Below are 21,163 nucleotides of genomic sequence, written 5' to 3' on the forward strand. Positions count from 1 at the left end.
AGTGACCGGATCCGGCATCGTTCATAACAACGTGATGCGGCTGATCTGAGGTAACCAAACGGCCATATAATGCGAACTGAAGAGCAGATAGCTCCAACAAAGGTACGCTCATGTCCAGAACTCTTGCCCTATCAGCCAGTCGCCAGAACGGGTGGCGGGTCACCGTCGCCTCCTTGCTGCTGCTGCCCGCCATGGCATTGGGGCTTTTCAACCAGCCTGTTGCCGCACAGGAAGCGCCCGTCGTGATCCCTGCACCGGCGCTCGATCTGACTGAAACAGGCAGCAGCGCAACCGCGATTTTCGCAGGGGGGTGTTTTTGGGGTGTTCAGGGCGTGTTTCAGCACGTCAATGGCGTCACCATGGCGGTATCTGGCTATTCCGGCGGCGCTGCTGAGACGGCAACTTATGAGCTCACCGGTAGCGGAACGACCGGGCACGCTGAAGCCGTTCAGGTGAACTATGACCCCGCCATCATTAGCTATGGCGAGCTGCTGCAGATCTATTTCTCGGTGGCACACAATCCTACCCAGCTCAATTATCAGGGGCCAGACCGCGGGACGCAGTATCGTTCGACGATCTTCGCCGTGAACGATGAGCAGGCCGAAACGGCCAAGGCCTATATTGAACAGCTTGATGCCGCAGATCGCTTTGAGGGGCCGATCGTGACCACCATTGAGCCGTTTGAGGCGTTCTATGCCGCTGAGCAGTATCACCAGGACTTTCTGACGCTGAACCCGTCATGGCCCTATATCGTGGTTCATGACCTTCCCAAGATCGCTGCGCTCGAGGCGATCTTTCCCGATTCCTTCAGGGAAGACCCCGTGCTCGTCGGAAGTCTCTAGCCGAAGCTGGTAGCCACAGGCGGCTAAAGTCGCCTGTGACACATATGCAACGCTGAACGGTGCTGTTGCGTACAGGGCGGAACGGGTTCGAAAAGGGCGCGTTCTGGCTGCAACGCTTCAATACCTGCAAGGAGAACGGCAATGCGCATGTTCAACACTATCGCTATCACCGCACTGGCCACCTCGCTCAGCTTGGGCACGGCAATTGGTGCCGATCTGATCACCGTGCCGACCAGCAGTACCGCTGACATCCCCGTCTACGAGGACGCTGGCTTTGACTGGAATGGCTTTTACGGCGGCCTCTATGGCGTGGCGCAGAACAGTGAAGTTGCCGGCACCCAATATGGCCTGGGTGTTCAGGCTGGTGTGAACGCGCAGTTTGATTTCTACCTGCTTGGTGCTGAAGTTGCCGTGCATGGCCTGACCGGCGATGCGGGAAACACCAGCTATGGTCAGCTTCTGGGCCGTGCCGGCCTGGTGGTGACTGATGACGTGGTTGTCTACGCGGCCGGTGGTTATGGAATCGATCTGGGCGTGCCCGAAGAAGATGACGCTCTTCTGGGCGGCGGTCTGGAGGTCGCGCTGACCGACAATGTGTCGATCGACGCACAATATCTCCGGAGTTTTCCGCTGAGCGGTGATAACGCCAAGGACCAGATTTCAGTGGGGGCCAATTTCCACTTCTAGCCTAGAAACCCTGGGTTTTCAGCCCGCAGTTAAAGGTCCGAAATCCAAACAGCTCCGCCTTGGCGGGGCTGTTTTTGTTGGTGGGGTGGCGCAATTATGGCGAAGGTGTGGCTTGACGGAGCGACTCAGTCATGAACACATGTGCGCCACTTCGTCGCCCTCTTCTGCAGGGTGATTGGTGGGATTTGTATCAAATTGGGCCAAATGCGCGACATTGGCGCAACACCTCCCCTCAAATGGTCATGGAATGTTATCCGCACCGCCTAATTTCGATAGGCGGAGGCTTGCCACGCGCGTTGTGCTGATGCATCTAACGGTGGACTACGGTTAACTCTATGGGAGTGCAAGATATGTTTGTACGTTCGCTTTCTCTCGGTGTGGCTGCTGCCGCGCTGCTCGCTGGTGGTGCTCAGGCCGCCGATCTGATCATCCCAACGACCCCAATGCCGATCTATGAGTCGGCTGGTTTCAGCTGGGAAGGTCTCTATGCAGGCGTTAACGCTGGTGGCGTGTTCACCAACGCAAACGGTCTGACCAATCTGCAGGCTAGCACCTCGCAGTTTTCGGTTGGTGGTGCTGTCGGCGTGAACTTCATCGCCTATGACCCAATCCTGCTCGGCCTCGAAGTTCAGGGCGACTACGTGTTCCAGGACGGCGATGACGCCGGCATGTTCCTGGCACTGGCTCGCGTTGGCGCAGTCGTGACCGATCAGGTCATGGTATACGCTGCTGGCGGTGTTGGCATGACCAGCCGTTCGGGCACCACTGAAAACATCTATGCCATCGGTGGTGGTGTTGAAGTTGCAGTGACCGAATCTGTGTCGGTTCGTGGTGAAGTTCTGGGTCTCGGCGATTTCTCGAGCGCCGCTGGCGACCAGTTCTTTGACGGTGCCAAGGCAACCGTCGGCGTGTTCTACCACTTCTAAGATTTGCAATCGGGAAGGGCGGTTCGCCGCCCTCCTGACCTAGCGTCTTGCAAACCCAATTCGGCGAACCGCTCTGCGGTTCGCCGTTTTGCTTTGCAGCGGGGTCTCGCTTCTGGCGCGGCCCTTTTTTGTGCGTAGTGGCCCGCGAATCTTGCAGCGCGATTCTGATGTTGCGGGTCGCAGGCCGTTTGATGGTCCGATCATTTGACCGCGAATGCTGCGACGCACATAGGCAGTGAGCGACGCTCAGGCCCGTGGAGCCGGGGTATGATATATGAATATTTTTGTCATATTTTCTTTCCCTTGAAACACGATAGGCAAAGGTCTAAGCCCAACCCATCATCTGTCGCGTCGGTTCGCAGGCCCCAATTGCCTGTGATGCTCACGTGACGCCGGTCGCCCGACCGGACTAGAAAACAGGCTGCCGCATGACTGATTTGCTCAGCGATTATCTGCCCATCATCATTTTCCTTGGCTTGTCTGCCGTTATTGGCCTCGCCTTGTTGGTGGTTCCTTTTCTCGTCGCCGTGAAGAACCCAGATCCGGAGAAGGTGTCTGCCTTCGAAGCCGGCTTCGATGCGTTCGACGACGCGCGCATGAAGTTCGATGTCCGATTCTATCTGGTGTCGATCCTCTTCATCATTTTCGATCTCGAAGTGGCGTTCCTGTTCCCTTGGGCAGTTGCGTTTCAGGATGTGGGTTGGTTCGGCTTCTGGTCGATGATGATCTTCCTGGGCGTGCTGACGGTCGGCTTTATCTATGAATGGCGGAAAGGGGCCCTGGAATGGGATTGAGCGATAACGAAACGCTTGTCGCGCCGCGCCCGACGGGCCTGATCGATCCGCGGACCCAGCAGGTTGCTGGTGCCAATGACCCATTTTTCACCGATGTGACGGACGAACTGGCTGACAAGGGTTTTCTTGTCTCCACTGTGTCGCAGCTCGTGACATGGGCGCGCACTGGTTCGCTGATGTGGATGCAGACGGGTCTGGCTTGCTGCGCCGTTGAAATGATGCAGATGTCGATGCCGCGCTACGATATCGAGCGCTTTGGTACGGCGCCGCGCGCATCGCCACGCCAGTCAGACGTATTGATCGTCGCCGGCACGCTGACCAACAAGATGGCGCCAGCTCTGCGCAAGGTCTACGACCAGATGCCTGAGCCGCGCTATGTCATTTCGATGGGTAGCTGCGCCAATGGCGGCGGCTATTACCACTATTCCTATTCGGTGGTTCGCGGTTGTGACCGTGTGCTGCCGGTAGACGTCTATGTCCCTGGCTGCCCTCCGACGGCTGAAGCGCTTCTGTACGGCATTTTGCTGTTGCAGAAAAAGATTCGCCGTACCGGCACCATCGAACGTTAGGACCGCTGAATATGGATGAAGCCATTCAGGTTGATCCGCTTGTGGACCTTGGCCAGCATATCGCTGGTGCATTGGGTGATGCGGTTGTTGAGCAGAAGGTCACTTTTGGCGAGCTGACGCTTACGGTCGATCGCGAGTCGATTGTCGCTGTCGCGACGTTCCTGCGCGACGACCCGAAGTGTCGCTTTGTCAGCTTTGTGGATGTCTGCGGCGCTGACTACCCGGAACGCGATGAGCGGTTTGACGTCGTCTACCATTTCATGAGCCCTTATCTGAACCAGCGGGTGAGGGTGAAGCTGAGTACCGATGACGTTACACCTGTGCCGAGCATTACCGGTGTGTTCCGCGGTGCTGACTGGTTCGAACGCGAGACTTACGATCTCTACGGCGTGCTGTTCTCGGGTCATAACGATCTGCGGCGCATTCTGACCGATTATGGTTTTGACGGCCATCCGCTGCGCAAGGACTTCCCGGTCTCGGGCTTTGTGCAGGTGCGCTACGACGAAGAGCGCAAGCGCGTGGTCTATGAGCCCGTGCAATTGATGCAGGAATTCCGCACCTTTGACTATTTGTCGCCCTGGGAAGGTACCGATTACGTGCTGCCCGGTGACGAGAAGGCCAAGCAATGACCGTTGAAGCCAATGTTCGCAATTTCACCATCAATTTTGGCCCGGTCCATCCGTCTGCCCATGGTGTGCTGCGCCTGATTCTCGAACTCGACGGTGAAGTCGTCGAGCGCGTAGATCCGCATATCGGTCTGCTGCACCGCGGTACTGAGAAGCTGATTGAGTCCAAGACCTATCTGCAGGCTGTTCCGTATTTCGATCGTCTGGACTATGTGGCCCCGATGAACCAGGAGCATGCATTTGCGCTGGCCGTCGAGAAGCTGCTGGGCTTGGAAGTGCCGCGCCGTGGCCAGTTGATCCGGGTGCTGTATTCGGAGATCGGTCGTCTGCTGGCGCATCTGATGAACGTGACCACACAGGCCATGGACGTTGGTGCGTTGACACCGCCGGTCTGGGGCTTTGAGTGGCGCGAAAAGCTGATGATCTTTTATGAGCGTGCTTCGGGCGCGCGCATGCATGCTGCTTATTTCCGTCCCGGTGGTGTACATCAGGATCTGCCACAGGCTCTGGTCGATGATATCGACGCGTTCTGCGACGAGTTCCTGGTTTTCGTGAAAGACCTCGATACGCTGCTGACTGACAACCGCATCTTCAAGCAGCGCAATGTCGACATCGGCGTTGTGAAGCTGGAAGACGCCTGGAACTGGGGGTTCTCCGGCGTAATGGTGCGTGGTTCCGGCGCGGCTTGGGATTTGCGCAAGAGCCAGCCCTATGAATGCTATGACGAGATGGAATTCGATATTCCAATCGGCAAGAACGGCGACTGCTATGACCGCTATCTGATCCGTATGGAAGAGATGCGTCAGTCAGCCAAGATCATGAAGCAGTGTGTGGTCAAGCTGAATGCTGCTGATGGCAAGGGTCCGGTGTCGTCGCTGGATGGCAAGGTTGTGCCGCCCAAGCGCGCCGAAATGAAGCAGTCGATGGAAGCGCTGATCCATCACTTCAAGCTCTATACCGAAGGCTACAAGGTTCCCGCTGGCGAGGTGTATGCCTGTGTGGAAGCGCCCAAGGGTGAGTTTGGTGTGTATCTGGTCAGCGATGGCACCAACAAGCCATACCGCTGCAAGATCCGCGCGCCGGGTTTTGCGCATTTGTCGGCCATGGATTTCCTGTGTCGCGGCCACATGCTGGCTGACGTCTCGGCAATCCTTGGCTCGCTCGATATCGTGTTCGGAGAGGTTGATCGCTGATGGTTTCGCGTCGCCTAGCTGACGAGTCGGTTCAACCGACGTCGTTCGCATTTAGTGCTGAGAACGCCAAATGGGCGGAATGGAAGATCGGTTTGTATCCGACCGGCCGTCAGCAGTCTGCCGTTATCCCGCTATTGATGCGGGCGCAGGATCAGGATGGCTGGGTCAGCCGCGCTACGATCGAAACGATCGCGGACATGCTTGGCATGGCCTACATTCGTGTTCTGGAAGTGGCAACGTTCTATACCCAGTTTCAGTTGCAGCCCGTTGGTACGCGCGCCCACATTCAGGTATGCGGCACCACGCCGTGTATGCTGCGTGGCGCTGGCGATCTGATTGCGATCTGCAAAAGCAAGATCCATCACGACCCGCACCATCTCAATGCTGACGGCACAATGAGCTGGGAAGAGGTCGAGTGTGCCGGTGCGTGCGTGAACGCGCCGATGGTCACGATCTATCATGACACCTACGAAGATCTGACGGGCGAGCGCTTCGAAGAGATCGTGGACGCTTTTGCTGCAGGCAAGGGTGACACGATCAAGCCGGGTCCCCAGATTGAGCGTTTGCATTCCGCGGCCGAAGGTGGACAGACCACACTGCTGGTGAAGCCGACTGCTAAACGTGAAAAGTTCATTCCGCCAGCTGCGCCGGAAGACGCTGCTGCGTCGGCCGCCAAGCCGACAACTGCTGCCAAGCCCAAGGACGTGACTGCAGAGTCTGCGCCTGCCATCAAGGGTACGCCCGATGCGGCCAAGGTCTCGCAGGGCAAGGCCGAAGCCGAACGCAAGGCTGCCGATGCGGCTGCAAATGCCAATGGCAAACCGAACAACGCCATGCGTCCAAAGGCGACTGGTGCAGAATCCGATGCGGGCAAGGTTGATGGGGGCAGGGCTGCAACCAAGACGCCGAAGCCACGTCAGGCTGATGCTGCAGAGGCGCCAGCCAAGAAGACCCGCACAATCATTGCGCCCAAGGCCAATCCGGCCGAGGTCAATCCAGTGGCCGAGAAGGGTGGCGCTGCGCCGCTGTTCAGCGCGCCTGCCGGTAGTGCCGATGATCTCAAGCTGATCTCTGGTGTTGGACCGGTGCTGGAGCGCAAACTCAATGCGCTGGGCATCACCAAGTGGAGCCAGGTCGCGGCGTTCAGCGCTGATGATGTGGCCAAGGTAGATGACGCGCTCAGCTTCAAGGGTCGTATCACCCGTGATGACTGGATCAAGCAAGCTGCCGCTCTGGCCAAAGGCGGCGAGGCAGAATATGCCCGCGTCTTCGGCAAGAAGCCGCGATAGGAGTGTGAAGAGTGCTCGCTGATAAAGATCGCATTTTCACCAATCTGTACGGTCAACACGACTGGACGCTGGCTGGCGCGCGCGAACGCGGCGCCTGGGTCGGCACCAAGGAATTCATCGATTCCGGCCGTGACTGGATTACCAATGAAGTCAAAGCTTCTGGCCTGCGCGGCCGCGGCGGTGCGGGTTTCCCCACTGCGTTGAAGTGGACCTTTATGCCCAAGGTCAGCGATGGCCGGCCGCATTACCTTCTGGTCAATGCCGATGAGTCCGAGCCTGGTACCTGCAAGGATCGCGATATCCTACGGCATGATCCGCACCATCTGGTCGAGGGTTGCCTGCTGGCGGCCCGCGCGATGGATGCGCATCTGGCCTTTATCTACGTGCGTGGTGAGTTCATCCGTGAGCGCCAGCATCTGGAACGCGCCGTCGAGGAGGCCTATGAGGCCAAGTTGATCGGCAAGGATAATATCCACGGCTGGGATCTGGACATCATCGTCCATCACGGCGCCGGCGCTTACATCTGCGGCGAAGAAACCGCGTTGATGGAGTCGCTGGAAGGCAAGAAGGGTCAACCCCGTCTCAAGCCGCCATTCCCGGCTGGCATGGGTGTCTACGGCAATCCCACGACCGTGAATAACGTCGAGTCGATCGCGGTTGTACCCGAAATTCTGCGCCGCTCGGGCGCCTGGTTCTCCTCGATTGGTCGTGCCAACAATACTGGTACCAAGCTGATGTGCGTGTCAGGCCATGTGAATCGGCCGGCGACTTTCGAAGAGGCCATGGGCGAAAGCTTCAAGGACATCATCGAGAAGCATTGCGGCGGTATTCGTGGTGGCTGGGACAATCTGCTTGCGGTTATTCCGGGTGGTGCGTCGGTGCCATGTGTGCCCGGCGAGCGTATTCAGGACGCCATTGTCGATTTTGATGGTTTGAAGGAAGCCGGCTCATCGCTGGGCACCGCGGCTATCATCGTGATGGACAAGCAGACCGACATCATCAAGGCCATCTGGCGCCTGTCGGCTTTCTACAAGCATGAGAGCTGCGGGCAGTGCACGCCATGCCGTGAAGGCACGGGCTGGATGATGCGCGTGATGGAGCGCATGGTCGAAGGCCGCGCCCAGAAGCGCGAAATCGACATGCTGTTCGAAGTGACCAAGCAGATTGAAGGTCACACTATCTGTGCTTTGGGCGACGCCGCTGCGTGGCCAATCCAGGGCCTGATCCGCAATTTCCGTCATGTGATCGAAGAGCGGATCGACCAGTACACATATTCATCCACCAGCGACGGCGCCGTGCCGTCGATCGCGGCGGAGTAGGGCTGATGGCAAGTATCAAAGTTGACGGCCAGCTCGTCGAAGTTCCTGACTACTACACGCTGATGCAGGCGGCCGAAGCCGCTGGCGCGGAAATTCCGCGCTTCTGTTATCACGACCGCCTGTCGGTCGCCGGTAACTGCCGCATGTGTCTGGTCGAAGTGAAGGGTGGTCCGCCAAAGCCGACCGCCAGTTGCGCCATGGCGGTCAAGGACATGCGTCCGGGCCCCAATGGCGAGCCGCCTGAAATGTTCACCAACACGCCAATGGTCAAAAAGGCCCGTGAAGGCGTGATGGAGTTCCTGCTGATCAACCACCCGCTGGATTGCCCGATCTGCGATCAGGGCGGCGAATGCGATCTGCAGGACCAGGCCATGGCCTATGGCGTGGACAAGAACCGGTTTGCGGAAAACAAGCGTGCCGTCGAAGACAAGTATATTGGCCCACTGGTCAAGACCTCGATGAACCGTTGCATTCACTGCACGCGCTGTGTTCGGTTCACTACCGAAGTGGCCGGCATTGCCGAAATGGGCCTGCTGGGTCGCGGCGAAGACGCCGAGATCACCACCTATCTTGAACAAGCGCTCAGCAGTGAGTTGCAGGGCAATGTGATTGATCTGTGCCCGGTTGGCGCACTGACCTCCAAGCCCTACGCGTTCAATGCGCGCCCCTGGGAATTGACCAAGACGGAATCCATCGACGTGATGGATGCTGTTGGCTCCAACATCCGCGTTGATAGCCGCGGTCGCGAAGTGATGCGCATCCTGCCGCGCGTCAATGAGGCGATCAATGAGGAGTGGATTTCTGACAAGACCCGCTTTGTGTGGGATGGGCTCAAGAGCCAGCGTCTGGATCGCCCCTATGTTCGCAAGGGTGGCAAGCTCAAGGCTGCCAGCTGGGATGAAGCACTCGCTACTGTTGCGGCACGCGTCAAGAAGGCCGGCAGCAAGGTTGGCGCGATCGCCGGTGATCTGGCGGCTGTCGAAGAGATGTACGCGCTCAAGAGCCTGCTGGCTTCAGTTGGCTCAGGCATGACTGACGTGCGGCCGGCAATGTCGGGGATTGATCCTTCGATGCCGCGTTCGGCCTACATGTTCAACCCGACTATTGCCGGGATCGAGCAGGCTGATGCGATTGTCATCATTGGTGCCAATCCCCGTCTTGAGGCGTCGTTGGTCAATGCGCGTATTCGCAAGACCTGGCGCGCGACCGGCCTGCCAATCGCCCTGATCGGTGAAGCGGCAGACCTGACTTATGAATACACCCATTTGGGTGCGGGCTTTGAAACGCTGGCCGATCTGGCCGCGGGCAAGGGCCACTTCGCTGAGATCCTGGGCAATGCCAAACGGCCGCTGATCATCGTCGGTGAAGGCGCAGTCTCGCATGCTTCGCTTGGCAAGCAGGTTGGCCGTGACACCATTGCGCTGGCCGCCAAGCTGGCGACTGCTGGCAAGGACGTCGAAGCGGACTGGAATGGCTTTGCGCTGTTGCACAATGCTGCCAGCCGCGTCGGCGGTCTCGATATTGGCTTCGTGCCTCATGATGGCGGCGTCTGCTCGGCAGACCAGATCGCGCTGGCCGGTAAGGGCGAGCTTGATGTGCTGTTTATGCTGGGCGCTGATGAGTATGACATGTCGGAAACCGGCAAGGCTTTCGTGGTCTATATCGGAACCCATGGTGACGCTGGTGCGCACCGTGCTGACGTGATCCTGCCGGCGGCGACCTACACCGAGAAATCGGGGACTTACGTGAACACCGAAGGGCGGGTTCAGGTGACCAACCGTGCGGTGTTCCCGCCGGGTGATGCCAAGGAAGACTGGGCCATTATCCGCGCCCTGTCGGGTGCCATGGGCAAGCCGTTGCCGTTCAATTCGCTGACCCAGTTGCGTGCAGCCATCTACGCTGAATTCCCGCATCTGGCGCGTATCGATCAGATCGCACCTGGCGCGGTTGCCGATGTGGCCAAGCTAGCCAAGGCCGTTATCAAGACCAAGTCGGCGCCGTTCGGTTCGGTGATCTCTGAGTTTTATCTCAGCAATCCAATCGCTCGCGCTTCGGCGGTCATGGGTGAATGCGCAGCTACCGCAGCCGGTCTCCGGCAGGCCGCGGAGTAGGGGAGCACAATGGACTTTTTTCTCGCTGCTCTCGACTATCTGCTCGGTATCCCGCCCTTGGGCTGGGGGGTGCATGTCGGTTTTGTCTACAAGGCATTGCTGCTGCTGGTGAGCTTGCTGGTCTTTACCGCGTTCATCCTGCTGGCGGACCGCAAGATCTGGGCTGCCGTGCAGTTGCGCCGCGGTCCCAATGTGGTGGGGCCGTTTGGTTTGCTGCAGAGCTTTGCCGATCTGATCAAGTTCGCGCTCAAGGAACCTGTCATTCCGGGCGGTGCGGACAAGATCCTGTTCCTGCTCGCGCCCTTGCTGACGGCCACGCTGGCTTTGACCGGCTGGGTTGTTGTGCCCGTGGGTGAAGGCCTGGCGATTGCCGATATCAATCTTGGCATCCTGTATCTGCTGGCGATCTCATCCCTGGGCGTTTACGGCGTCATCATTGGTGGATGGGCCTCGAACTCGAAGTATCCGTTTCTTGGGTCGCTGCGTGCGGCGGCTCAGATGGTGTCCTATGAAGTGTCCATTGGCCTGGTGATCATCACTGTGCTGCTGTGCGTGGGTTCGCTGAACCTGACCGACATCGTGATCGCACAGAAGGAAATGGGGCTGGCCAATATGATCGGCCTGCCGCAGCTGACGTTCCTGAACTGGTTCTGGCTGCCGCTGTTTCCAATGTTCGTGATTTTCTATATTTCGGCGCTGGCTGAGACCAACCGCCCTCCATTCGATCTGGCCGAAGGCGAGTCCGAGCTGGTGGCCGGTTTCATGACCGAGTATTCGGCTACGCCATACATGCTGTTCATGCTGGGTGAGTACATCTCGATCCTGCTGATGTGCGCCATGACCACCATCCTGTTCCTGGGTGGTTGGACGGCACCAATTGATCTGCCACCGTTCACCTGGATTCCGGGTGTGGTGTGGTTCGTGATCAAAGTAAGCTTGGTGTTCTTCATGTTCGCCATGGCCAAGGCAATCGTGCCGCGCTACCGCTATGACCAGTTGATGCGCATTGGCTGGAAGCTGTTCCTGCCGCTGTCGCTGCTGATGGTCGTTATTGTTGCTTTCGTTCTTCAGCTCACCGGCTGGGGCTGGCATGGAGGGATGGCTTGATGCGCGTCGCCCAGTTTTTCAACACGCTGCTGCTCACCGAACTGGTGAAGGCCTTTGGCCTGACGATGCGGTATTTCTTTTCGCCCAAGCCAACCATCAACTACCCCTTCGAAAAGGGGCATGTGAGCCCCCGTTTTCGTGGTGAGCATGCATTGCGTCGCTATCCCAATGGCGAAGAGCGTTGCATTGCGTGCAAGCTGTGCGAGGCGATCTGCCCGGCACAGGCCATCACCATCGAAGCGGGCCCACGCCAGAATGACGGTACCCGTCGTACCATCCGGTACGATATCGACATGGTGAAATGCATCTATTGCGGCTTCTGTCAGGAAGCTTGTCCGGTTGATGCCATCGTCGAAGGGCCGAACTTCGAGTTTGCGACTGAAACGCGTGAAGAGCTGTATTTCTCCAAAGAGAAGCTGCTCGCCAATGGCGATCGTTGGGAGCGAGAAATTGCTGCCAATCTGTCCGCCGACGCACCGTATCGCTGAGAGGGAAGACGATGACGCTTCCACTATTCTTCTTTTATCTGTTCGCAGCCATCGCTGTGGCTTCGGCGTTCATGGTCATTTCGGCCAAGAACCCGGTGCATGCCGTGCTGTTCCTGATTTTGACGTTCTTCAACGCGTCGGGCCTGTTCATGCTCGCCGGGGCCGAGTTCCTGGCACTGATCCTGATCGTGGTTTATGTCGGCGCTGTGGCGGTGCTGTTCCTGTTCGTGGTGATGATGCTCGACGTGGACTTCGCCTCGTTGCGGCAGGGCTTCCTGCAATACGCGCCTGTCGGGGTGGTGGTCGGCGTGATCCTGCTCCTCGAACTGCTGCTGCTGGCGGGCAGCTTCGTGGTGTCGCCGGAGGTGACCAGTTCGGCAGTACTGCCAATGGATGGCGGTGTGGACAATATCCGGGCTATCGGCCAGGTGCTGTACACGCGTTACGTCTTCCTGTTCCAAGGTGCGGCCGCCGTGCTGCTGGTGGCGATGATCGGCGCGATCGTGCTGACCTTGCGTCACAAGAGCAACGTCAAGCGGCAGGACCCGATCAAGCAGGTCGGCCGCCGTCCATCGGAAACGCTGGAAGTCGTCAAAGTCAAAAGTGGTCAAGGGCTGTAGGGGGCAAATATGGGCACCGGTATCGAGCTTGGTCACTATCTGACCGTTGGCGCCATTCTGTTCACGTTGGGCGTGTTCGGCATCTTCATCAACCGCAAGAACATCATCGTCATTCTGATGTCGGTTGAATTGATCCTGCTGGCAGTGAATTTGAATTTCGTCGCGTTCAGCGCGCAGCTAAATGACCTTCAGGGTCAGATCTTTGCGCTGCTGATCCTGACTGTGGCTGCTGCCGAAGCGGCCATCGGGCTGGCCATTCTGGTCATTTTCTATCGCAACCGTGGTTCGATCGCGGTTGAAGACGTCAACATGATGAAGGGCTAAGAACCACCGCTATGATCCAAGCGATTGTTTTCCTGCCCCTTATCGGCGCGCTAATTGCCGGTCTGTTGGGGCGTACCATCGGCCACCGGAACAGTGAGTACGTCACCACCGGTCTGCTGATCCTGTCAGCTGTTCTGAGCTGGGTTGTATTCCTGCCCGTCGCCTTTGGCGGCGGTCTGGCGGGTGCCGAAGTTGACGGTCATACCGCTGTCCTCAAGATCGAGCTGATGCGCTGGATCCAGGTCGGCGATATGGACCTGCGCTGGGTGCTGCGCGTTGATACGCTGACGGCCATCATGCTGGTGGTGGTCAATACGGTCTCGGCCTTGGTGCATGTCTATTCGATCGGCTACATGGCCGACGACCCACATCGCAGCCGGTTCTTTGCCTATCTCTCGCTGTTCACCTTCGCCATGCTGATGCTTGTGACGGCTGACAACTTCCTGCAGATGTTCTTCGGCTGGGAAGGTGTGGGTCTGGCGTCCTATCTGCTGATTGGTTTCTGGTACACAAAGCCATCCGCCACTGCGGCGGCAATGAAGGCCTTTGTGGTCAACCGCGTTGGTGACTTCGGCTTTGCCCTGGGCATTTTCGGCGCCTTCATGGTGCTGGGTCATATCGACTTCGACGGGGCGTTCCACGCGGCTGAAGGTTTTGCCACAACTGGCCTGCCAGTTATGCAGTTCCTGGGCTGGCAGCTCGATGCCATGACCGTGGTTTGCCTGCTGTTGTTCATGGGTGCCATGGGCAAGTCGGCGCAGTTCCTGCTGCACACCTGGCTGCCGGACGCCATGGAAGGCCCGACACCGGTGTCGGCGCTGATCCATGCGGCTACCATGGTGACCGCTGGTGTGTTCATGGTGGCGCGTCTGTCGCCACTGTTTGAAACATCGCCTGCGGCCATGACCTTTGTGCTGGTGATCGGTGCCATTACGGCGTTCTTTGCGGCGACGGTTGGTCTGGTTCAGAACGACATCAAACGCGTTATCGCCTATTCGACCTGTTCGCAGCTGGGCTATATGTTCGTTGCGCTCGGGGCAGGGGCCTACTCGGCCGGCGTATTCCACCTGTTCACGCATGCCTTCTTCAAGGCCTTGTTGTTCCTGGGAGCTGGCGCGGTCATCCACGCCATGCATCACGAGCAGGACATGCGGAATATGGGTGGCCTGCGCCACAAGATCCCGGTGACCTATGCCATGATGCTGATCGGCACGCTGGCCCTGACTGGTGTTGGTATCCCCGGTAGCGAGTGGTTGGGCTTTGCCGGCTTCTTCTCCAAGGATTCCATTATCGAAGCGGCTTATGCCGTGGGCGGTAATACCGGCATGTTCGCCTTCTGGATGCTTGTGATCGCAGCACTGTTCACGAGCTTCTATTCGTGGCGGCTGATCCACCTGACCTTCCACGGCGCGCCACGTCCAGCTGCTCATGGTCATGATGATCATGCAGCGCATGACGATCACGGTCATGACGATCACGGTTCGGCCTATGATCACGCCCATGAAGCACCCAATGTGATGCTGGTGCCACTTTATGTGCTGGGCGCCGGTGCTGTGCTGGCGGGTGCGGTGTTCTATTCGATGTTCTTCCACGATGTGGGCCATATCGAACACTTCTTTGCCGGTGCCGTTGTTGTCGACCACGAGATCATCGAGGCCGCCCATCACGTGCCGGTCTGGGTCAAGTGGAGCGCGACGATTGCCATGATCCTCGGCTTTGTCGCCGCCTACTGGATGTATATCCGTCGTCCGGAAATGCCTGCTCGACTGGCCGGCACCAATCCGGGGCTCTACAAGTTCCTGCTCAACAAGTGGTACTTCGACGAACTTTACGACACGATCTTCGTCAAGCCAGCCTTGTGGATCGGACGCGCCTTCTGGAAGGGCTTCGATGACTGGCTGATCGATGACAAGATTACCGAAGGCCTTGGCCGCCGGGTGCAGAACGTGACCGGTTGGGTCACCAAGCTTCAGTCCGGCTATCTCTACCACTATGCATTCGCCATGCTGATCGGCATTGCGGCACTGCTGACCTGGGCCATTGTGGCCGGGGGACTGATCTGATGAACTTCGACAATACCATCCTCACAGTCCTTACCTGGTTGCCGCTTGTCGGCGCTGCGGTGATCCTGTTCATGCCTCGGACGGCTCTTGAGGCCATTCGCTGGACGACCTTTGCGGTCACGGCCCTTGTGCTGGTGCTGTCGCTGTTCATGTGGCAGGCATTTGATCCATCCAATGCCGGTTTCCAGTTCGTTGTAAACTACGCCTGGATTGGCGATACGATTGGGTATCGCGTCGGCGTGGACGGCATTTCGGTGTTGTTCGTGGTGCTCACCGCGCTGCTGATGCCATTTGCCATTCTCGCCAGCTGGACTGTCGAGAAGCGCGTCAAGGAATACATGATCGTCTTCCTGATCCTGGAAACGCTGATGGTCGGTGTGTTCACCACGCTCGATCTGGCGATGTTCTATGTGTTCTTTGAAGGCACGCTGCTGCCGATGTTTCTGATCATCGGTATCTGGGGGGGTACTGCCCGCATCCAGGCCAGCTACAAGTTCTTCTTCTACACCTTTACCGGCTCGGTGCTGATGCTGCTGGCCATCATGGCCATGTACTGGAATGGCGGCACTACCGACATTACCAAGCTGCTGACCCACGAGTTCCCGTTGTCATGGCAGCCTTGGCTGTGGTGGGCGTTCTTCGCTTCGCTGGCCGTAAAAATGCCAATGTGGCCGTTCCATCGCTGGTTGCCTGAGGCACACGTGCAGGCGCCGACGGCTGGTTCGGTGATCCTGGCGGCAATTCTGCTCAAGCTGGGTGGCTACGGCTTCCTGCGCTTCAGCCTGCCCATGTTCCCCGATGCTTCGGCTCAGTTTGCCAACATCATCTTCTTCCTGTCCGTTGCTGCCATCATCGTGACCTCGCTGGTTGCCCTGGTGCAGACAGACATGAAGAAGCTGATCGCCTATTCCTCTGTGGCCCATATGGGTTTTGTCACCATGGGTATCTTTGCGGGCAATGCCTTGGGTATTCAGGGAGCGATGTTCCAGATGATCTCGCACGGTATCGTGTCGGGGGCGCTGTTCCTGTGTGTCGGCGTGATCTACGACCGCATGCATACCCGTGACATCGAAGCCTATGGTGGTCTGGTTGAACGCATGCCGCGCTATGCCCTGGCGTTCATGGTCTTCACCATGGCCAATGTGGGTCTGCCGGGTACGTCGGGTTTCGTTGGTGAATTCCTCACCATGATGGGCGTGTTCCAGGTCAATACCTGGGTGGCGTTTGGCGCAGCCTTTGGCGTGATCTTCTCGGCCTGCTACGCGCTGTGGCTCTATCGCCGGGTGATCTTCGGCGCCCTGACCAAGGAAAGCCTGAAGGGTATTCTTGATCTGGATCTGCGCGAAAAGGTCATGCTCTACCCGCTGATCGTGCTGACCATCGTGTTTGGTTTCTACCCGGCGCCGATTCTGGATACGACTGCCGCTGCGGTCGATAATCTGGTGTCGCATTATGCCGTATCGGTTGGGCTTGATCCTGCCGTATCGCTGGCCGACGCACAGGCGCCACTTGTTTATGCCGAACCGGTTGCTGGCGCGGATGCGCCTGCTGCCGAGCCTGCTGCTCACTAGGAGAGTCCCGTGAACTCAGACGTTATCGATTTCGCGAGCCTGGCTCCCGCTTATCCGGAAATGCTGCTGGCCATTGGTGCCGTGGTATTGCTGATGCTGGGCGTGACCATCAATAAGGAGCGTTCGCTCCTGGTCTCCTATGGCGCCGTGCTGCTTCTGCTCGTCGTTGGTGCGCTGGTGATGTTTGCGCCGGCGGATGGCGTGTTGTTCAACGGCGTTTTCGTCGCTGACAGCTTTGCGCGCTACATGAAGGTGCTGGTGCTTGGCGGCTCCGCGTTCTCGCTTTTGCTGGCCCTGCCGCGGGCAGAAGAGAATGGCACGCACAAATTTGAATACGCAGTTCTTGTCCTGCTCGCCACGCTCGGCATGATGATGATGGTGTCGGCCAACGACCTGATGAGCCTCTATGTCGGCCTTGAGCTACAGTCGCTATCGCTCTATGTGCTGGCGGCCATCAAGCGCGACGACAGCAAGGCAACAGAGGCTGGCCTGAAGTACTTTGTGCTCGGTGCGTTGTCCTCGGGCATGCTGCTATATGGTGCTTCCTTGGTTTACGGCTTTACCGGCCACACCAATCTGCAGGAAATCGTCCTGGCCGTTGCTGAAGAAGGTCGCTCTATCGGGTTGATCTTTGGTCTGGTGTTCCTGTTGGCAGGCGTTGCGTTCAAGATTTCCGCCGTGCCATTCCACATGTGGACGCCGGACGTCTATGAGGGTGCACCAACGCCGGTAACAGCGTTCTTTGCGACCGCACCCAAGGTTGCCGCCATGACGCTGATGGTGCGCCTGACCATGGATACTTTCCAGGGTATTACACAGGATTGGCAGCAGATCGTCATCTTCCTCTCGATTGCCTCGATGGTGTTGGCGGCCTTTGCCGCTATCGGCCAGAAGTCGATCAAGCGCCTGATCGCCTATTCCTCGATTGGTCACGTGGGTTTCGCCCTGGTTGGTCTGTCGTCGGGGACACAGGTGGGTGTTGAGGGTGTGGCGATCTACATGGCGATCTATGTGGCCATGACGATTGGGCTGTTTGCCTGCATCCTGGCGCTGCGTTCAGATGGCAGCTACGTCGAGAACATCAGTGATTTTGCTGGCGTGGCGCAGAAGCGTCCGTTTGTTGCGGCAGTGATGGCTGTGGTGATGTTCTCGCTGATCGGTATGCCGCCACTGGCCGGTTTCTTTGCCAAATGGCATGCCTTCCTGGCCGCCATTGACGCCCAGCTCTACGTGCTGGCGGTTATTGGTGTTCTGGCCTCGGCTGTCAGTGCGTTCTACTACCTGCGGATCGTCAAGGTGATGTATTTCGACGAGCCAACCCGCGAGTTCGAAGCTGTTCCGATGGAGCTTAATGTCATCATGGCGGTAAGTGGCTTCTTCGTGGTCACTTACTACTTCACAATTGGTGCCCCGCTGGCCAGTTTTGCCCATGTTGCGGCTGGAAGCCTGTTCTAGGTGAACGACTTCTCGCTCGGGCCCAAGGCACGCGCAGCCGGCTATCGGCTGCGCGGCTTTGACAGCGTTGGTTCGACGAACACCGAAGCGCTGGAAGCGGCAGCAGCAGGAGATCCGGGCGGCATCTGGTTTGCTGCTCGTCAGCAGTTGTCGGGCAGGGGCCGACGGGGGCGCCAGTGGGAGAGCGCCTATGGCAATCTCGCTGCCACGCTGTTGATTGTACCCGATTGCGACCCCACATTATCGGCAACGCTGGGCTTTGTGGCTGGCGTTTCCCTCAATCGGGCCCTGTCGTCGATCCTGCCGCAGGGGCTGGTTCGAATTGGCATAGACGGCGCGAATGGGCAGGACGGCCGATCGCGTATTGCCCTGAAATGGCCAAACGACGTGCTGGCGGATGGTGCCAAGCTGGCCGGTATTCTTCTCGAAGCCAATAAATTGCCAGATGGCCGGCAGGCCATTGCTATTGGTCTGGGTGTCAATGTGGTTGCCGCGCCGCAAGGCTTGCCCTATCCCGCAACCAGCCTGAATGATTTGGGTGTCCCTCGGGACGCCAGTGAAGTCTTTGAGGCGCTGAGTGATTCCTGGACAGAAACTTTTGGTCTGTGGAATGACGGTCGCGGTATCGGTGATGTTCTCAAGCAGTGGCGCGCATCGGCGGCCGGCATCGGGGCTCCCGTTGCAGTGACGCAGAATGGCGATGTTCTGCGGGGCATATTTGAATCTATCGACGACGTGGGGCGCTTGATCGTCCGCGCCGAGGATGATCGTCGGATCGCGATTACAGCGGGCGACGTGCATTTTGGGGCAACGGCCAGCGCCCGAAGCTGACCATTAATCGCACAGGCGACCGGCGACCAAAGATCGTGACGGCGTTGTGCTCGAAAGGACTGAACTGACCCATGGCTAAAACCCAAAGGGATGAACTCGTCTTCGTGCCACTTGGCGGCGTCGGCGAGATCGGCATGAATATGGGCGCGTACGGCTTTGGGCCGGAAAAGTCGCGCAAATGGATCGTGGTCGATTGCGGCGTGACTTTTGGTGGCCCGGATCTGCCTGGCATTGAGTTGATCATGGCCAATCCCGAATTTCTCGAGGAACGCGCTGATGACGTGCTGGGTCTGATTCTGACCCATAGCCACGAAGATCACTATGGTGCTGTGCTCGATTTGTGGCCCGGCTTTGAAAAGCCGGTTTTTGCCACCCGCTTCACCGGTGCAATGCTGGCGGCAAAGCGCGCTGGTGACGGCATCGTCGAAAATGTCGATCTCAAGATCATGACGCCGGGTCAGCCTTTTGACCTTGGCCCATTCACGATCGAGGCCATCAACGTTGCGCACTCGATTCCCGAATCGAATGCCCTGCTGATCTCAACGCCCATTGGCCGCGTGCTGCATACGGGTGACTGGAAGCTGGATCCCACCCCGGTCGGCAATGCGCCTACCGATGTGGAGCGGCTCAAGAAGATTGGTGAGGACACTTCCACACCACTCGCGCTGATCTGCGACTCGACCAATGCGCTCAAGGACGGCGAGAGCCCCAGCGAGGCTGAAGTTGCAGCCAATCTGGCGGCGATGATTGCCGAAGCGCCCAATCGCGTTGCGGTAACAACCTTCGCCTCCAATGTGGGCCGGGTGATCTCGATTGTGCGCGCAGCCGAAAAGGCTGGTCGGCAGGTGGTGATGTCGGGTCGTTCGCTGCACCGGATCATGGGCATTGCCCGTGAACTGGGAATGCTTGAGGGCCTGCCGCCGTTGCTTGATCAGGATGCCTACCGTTCGATTGCCCGCAACAAGATCGTGCTGATCTGCACGGGCAGCCAGGGCGAGGCCCGTGCGGCGATCGCGCGCATTGCGCGTGGTGATCACCCCGTAATCGCGCTGGCGTCTGGTGACCGGATGATTTTCTCGTCCTGGGCCATTCCCGGCAATGAGCGTGAAGTCATCGATATCCAGAATCAGCTGATTGATCAGGGCGTTGAGGTGATTACGGCCAATGATGGGCTGGTTCATGTGACGGGCCACCCACGGCGTGATGAAGTGCGGCAGCTCTATAGCTGGGTGAAGCCCGATGTTCTGGTGCCGGTGCATGGCGAGGCCGTGCATCTGCAGGCCCATGCCAAGCTTGGTCGCGAGTCGGGCATCGCCAAGGTGTGCGAAGCGCGTAATGGCGACATGGTACGCCTGTTCCCCGACACCACGCTGATGCCAGCCGAAGTGCGTACCGGCGAACTTTATCTTGATGGGCTGGTGCTGTGCACGCCTGAAGAGTCTGGCGTGAAGGGTCGCCGGCGCCTGTCGTTTGGTGGCCATGTCGTGGTCAGCCTGTGCGTCAATGGCGGCGGGCAGGTGGTCTCGGGTCCCGATCTGGTGATCGATGGCCTGCCGGAAACGGAAGACGAGTCGTTGAGTGATCTGGTCGAGGACACCATTGCTGGCGTTCTCAAGTCGATGCCGCCCAAGCGCCGCAGCGATACCGAAGTGCTCAATTCCGCCTTGTTCAAGGCGATCCGCAACGAGGTCAACGCCTATTGGGGCCGCAAGCCCAATGTGTCGGTGTTCGTGCACCGCGTCTAAGACCGAAATTGTCGCGGCCGGTGCGCATTGGCCGCGACATCATTCCAGCTTTCGCCTGCGGGGTCGGATGGAGTAGGGCTGGAGCAGCATTTTGCTCGCCAACACTTTCCGGGGACATCTCATGCAGATTGGTTCGATGATCGCCGTGTTCTTTGTGCTGTGGTGGATCAGCTTCGTGGCTGTGCTCCCCATCGGCAATAAGAGCTTTCATGAAGCAGGCGAGAAGATGGTCGCCGGTGGTGATCCGGGTGCGCCTATCGCGCCGCGCCTGTGGCGCAAGGTGCTGATGGCCACGGGCCTGGCGATCGTTTTGACCCTGCTGCTGATCTGGGGTCTGTCCAACGAAACGCTGCACCACTACTGGAATCGCTAGGCGTCAATAGCGCTGAGCGACGCATTCAGCCGGAGTGACATTAAAGGCCAAGTTTTCTGGATATCTCGGGACAATAAAAAAGCGGGGCACCAGGGCCCCGCTGAATAAGTTTGTTCGACAATACGCTGGTCTTAGGCTCGCTGTTAAAGCGCGCAGCCAACGCTCCTCCCTTGACGTTGTCGACGTCCGGCGGTTTGTAACCACCTGTGCTTTATTGAGACGGACCCTAA

General features: G+C 58.4%; 20 protein-coding genes. All 20 read left to right on the plus strand.

The annotated features are described in order from the left end of the window. Positions 1-110 precede the first annotated feature (110 nt). The 20 genes from msrA (at position 111) to KD146_RS06555 (ending at position 20,933) form a co-directional block, all read left to right on the plus strand. Positions 111-842 (plus strand): peptide-methionine (S)-S-oxide reductase MsrA, encoded by a 732-nt coding sequence (gene msrA / locus KD146_RS06460; protein WP_212657892.1) that lies wholly within the window; start codon positions 111-113, stop codon positions 840-842. Between the two features lie 141 nt (positions 843-983). After that, complete coding sequence (locus KD146_RS06465) at positions 984-1,529, plus strand: outer membrane protein (protein WP_212657893.1); 546 nt, start codon at positions 984-986, stop codon at positions 1,527-1,529. A 350-nt stretch (positions 1,530-1,879) separates the two neighbouring features. Next, a complete protein-coding gene (locus KD146_RS06470) occupies positions 1,880-2,455 on the plus strand; it encodes an outer membrane protein (protein ID WP_212657894.1) in 576 nt (191 codons plus the stop codon). A 428-nt stretch (positions 2,456-2,883) separates the two neighbouring features. Next, a complete protein-coding gene (locus tag KD146_RS06475) occupies positions 2,884-3,249 on the plus strand; it encodes an NADH-quinone oxidoreductase subunit A (protein WP_212657895.1) in 366 nt (121 codons plus the stop codon). Then, positions 3,240-3,818 (plus strand): NuoB/complex I 20 kDa subunit family protein, encoded by a 579-nt coding sequence (locus KD146_RS06480; protein WP_212657896.1) that lies wholly within the window; start codon positions 3,240-3,242, stop codon positions 3,816-3,818. The genes KD146_RS06475 and KD146_RS06480 overlap by 10 nt, the downstream gene beginning before the upstream one ends. Positions 3,819-3,829: 11 nt before the next feature. After that, complete coding sequence (locus KD146_RS06485; RefSeq protein WP_212657897.1) at positions 3,830-4,447, plus strand: NADH-quinone oxidoreductase subunit C; 618 nt, start codon at positions 3,830-3,832, stop codon at positions 4,445-4,447. Then, the gene (locus KD146_RS06490; RefSeq protein WP_212657898.1) at positions 4,444-5,637 is read left to right on the plus strand and encodes an NADH-quinone oxidoreductase subunit D; all 1,194 of its coding nucleotides are present in this window, start codon (positions 4,444-4,446) and stop codon (positions 5,635-5,637) included. The genes KD146_RS06485 and KD146_RS06490 overlap by 4 nt, the downstream gene beginning before the upstream one ends. Then, on the plus strand, positions 5,637-6,926 hold the full coding sequence (gene nuoE / locus KD146_RS06495) for an NADH-quinone oxidoreductase subunit NuoE (RefSeq protein ID WP_212657899.1): 1,290 nt from the start codon (positions 5,637-5,639) through the stop codon (positions 6,924-6,926). The genes KD146_RS06490 and nuoE overlap by 1 nt, the downstream gene beginning before the upstream one ends. An 11-nt stretch (positions 6,927-6,937) precedes the next feature. Beyond that, positions 6,938-8,245, plus strand: a complete 1,308-nt coding sequence (nuoF, locus tag KD146_RS06500; protein ID WP_212657900.1) for an NADH-quinone oxidoreductase subunit NuoF — start codon at positions 6,938-6,940, stop codon at positions 8,243-8,245. A gap of 5 nt (positions 8,246-8,250) precedes the next feature. Further along, a complete protein-coding gene (nuoG, locus tag KD146_RS06505) occupies positions 8,251-10,356 on the plus strand; it encodes an NADH-quinone oxidoreductase subunit NuoG (protein ID WP_212657901.1) in 2,106 nt (701 codons plus the stop codon). A 9-nt stretch (positions 10,357-10,365) separates the two neighbouring features. Then, positions 10,366-11,463 (plus strand): NADH-quinone oxidoreductase subunit NuoH, encoded by a 1,098-nt coding sequence (nuoH, locus tag KD146_RS06510; RefSeq protein ID WP_212657902.1) that lies wholly within the window; start codon positions 10,366-10,368, stop codon positions 11,461-11,463. After that, entirely contained in the window at positions 11,463-11,951 is a 489-nt protein-coding gene (gene nuoI, locus KD146_RS06515) for an NADH-quinone oxidoreductase subunit NuoI (RefSeq protein ID WP_212659133.1), read from the plus strand. Before nuoH ends, nuoI begins: the two co-directional genes overlap by 1 nt. Before the next feature lie 11 nt (positions 11,952-11,962). Then, complete coding sequence (locus tag KD146_RS06520) at positions 11,963-12,571, plus strand: NADH-quinone oxidoreductase subunit J (RefSeq protein ID WP_212657903.1); 609 nt, start codon at positions 11,963-11,965, stop codon at positions 12,569-12,571. Between the two features lie 21 nt (positions 12,572-12,592). Further along, a complete protein-coding gene (gene nuoK / locus KD146_RS06525) occupies positions 12,593-12,895 on the plus strand; it encodes an NADH-quinone oxidoreductase subunit NuoK (RefSeq protein ID WP_269368821.1) in 303 nt (100 codons plus the stop codon). An 11-nt stretch (positions 12,896-12,906) separates the two neighbouring features. Beyond that, positions 12,907-14,958, plus strand: coding sequence for an NADH-quinone oxidoreductase subunit L (nuoL, locus tag KD146_RS06530; protein WP_212657905.1), 2,052 nt, complete (start codon positions 12,907-12,909; stop codon positions 14,956-14,958). Further along, a complete protein-coding gene (locus KD146_RS06535; protein ID WP_212657906.1) occupies positions 14,958-16,529 on the plus strand; it encodes an NADH-quinone oxidoreductase subunit M in 1,572 nt (523 codons plus the stop codon). Before nuoL ends, KD146_RS06535 begins: the two co-directional genes overlap by 1 nt. Positions 16,530-16,538: 9 nt before the next feature. Next, entirely contained in the window at positions 16,539-17,984 is a 1,446-nt protein-coding gene (gene nuoN / locus KD146_RS06540; protein ID WP_212657907.1) for an NADH-quinone oxidoreductase subunit NuoN, read from the plus strand. After that, entirely contained in the window at positions 17,985-18,815 is an 831-nt protein-coding gene (locus KD146_RS06545) for a biotin--[acetyl-CoA-carboxylase] ligase (RefSeq protein ID WP_212657908.1), read from the plus strand. Positions 18,816-18,886: 71 nt separating this feature from the next. Next, positions 18,887-20,560: a ribonuclease J gene (locus KD146_RS06550; protein WP_212657909.1), complete on the plus strand. Its 1,674-nt coding sequence runs from the start codon at positions 18,887-18,889 to the stop codon at positions 20,558-20,560. A 121-nt stretch (positions 20,561-20,681) separates the two neighbouring features. After that, on the plus strand, positions 20,682-20,933 hold the full coding sequence (locus KD146_RS06555; protein WP_212657910.1) for a DUF1467 family protein: 252 nt from the start codon (positions 20,682-20,684) through the stop codon (positions 20,931-20,933). Positions 20,934-21,163 lie beyond the last annotated feature (230 nt).

This window comes from Devosia litorisediminis (assembly GCF_018334155.1).
GTDB classification, from domain to species: domain Bacteria; phylum Pseudomonadota; class Alphaproteobacteria; order Rhizobiales; family Devosiaceae; genus Devosia; species Devosia litorisediminis.

Bases quoted from the DNA above. Each gene is read 5' to 3' on its own strand.
- msrA (WP_212657892.1), top strand. From the start codon at position 111: ATGTCCAGAACTCTTGCCCTATCAGCCAGTCGCCAGAACGGGTGGCGG.
- KD146_RS06465 (WP_212657893.1), top strand. From the start codon at position 984: ATGCGCATGTTCAACACTATCGCTATCACCGCACTGGCCACCTCGCTC.
- nuoE (WP_212657899.1), top strand. From the start codon at position 5,637: ATGGTTTCGCGTCGCCTAGCTGACGAGTCGGTTCAACCGACGTCGTTC.
- KD146_RS06475 (WP_212657895.1), top strand. From the start codon at position 2,884: ATGACTGATTTGCTCAGCGATTATCTGCCCATCATCATTTTCCTTGGC.
- KD146_RS06490 (WP_212657898.1), top strand. From the start codon at position 4,444: ATGACCGTTGAAGCCAATGTTCGCAATTTCACCATCAATTTTGGCCCG.
- nuoG (WP_212657901.1), top strand. From the start codon at position 8,251: ATGGCAAGTATCAAAGTTGACGGCCAGCTCGTCGAAGTTCCTGACTAC.
- KD146_RS06470 (WP_212657894.1), top strand. From the start codon at position 1,880: ATGTTTGTACGTTCGCTTTCTCTCGGTGTGGCTGCTGCCGCGCTGCTC.
- nuoH (WP_212657902.1), top strand. From the start codon at position 10,366: ATGGACTTTTTTCTCGCTGCTCTCGACTATCTGCTCGGTATCCCGCCC.
- KD146_RS06480 (WP_212657896.1), top strand. From the start codon at position 3,240: ATGGGATTGAGCGATAACGAAACGCTTGTCGCGCCGCGCCCGACGGGC.
- KD146_RS06550 (WP_212657909.1), top strand. From the start codon at position 18,887: ATGGCTAAAACCCAAAGGGATGAACTCGTCTTCGTGCCACTTGGCGGC.
- KD146_RS06485 (WP_212657897.1), top strand. From the start codon at position 3,830: ATGGATGAAGCCATTCAGGTTGATCCGCTTGTGGACCTTGGCCAGCAT.
- nuoL (WP_212657905.1), top strand. From the start codon at position 12,907: ATGATCCAAGCGATTGTTTTCCTGCCCCTTATCGGCGCGCTAATTGCC.
- nuoI (WP_212659133.1), top strand. From the start codon at position 11,463: ATGCGCGTCGCCCAGTTTTTCAACACGCTGCTGCTCACCGAACTGGTG.
- KD146_RS06555 (WP_212657910.1), top strand. From the start codon at position 20,682: ATGCAGATTGGTTCGATGATCGCCGTGTTCTTTGTGCTGTGGTGGATC.
- KD146_RS06535 (WP_212657906.1), top strand. From the start codon at position 14,958: ATGAACTTCGACAATACCATCCTCACAGTCCTTACCTGGTTGCCGCTT.
- KD146_RS06520 (WP_212657903.1), top strand. From the start codon at position 11,963: ATGACGCTTCCACTATTCTTCTTTTATCTGTTCGCAGCCATCGCTGTG.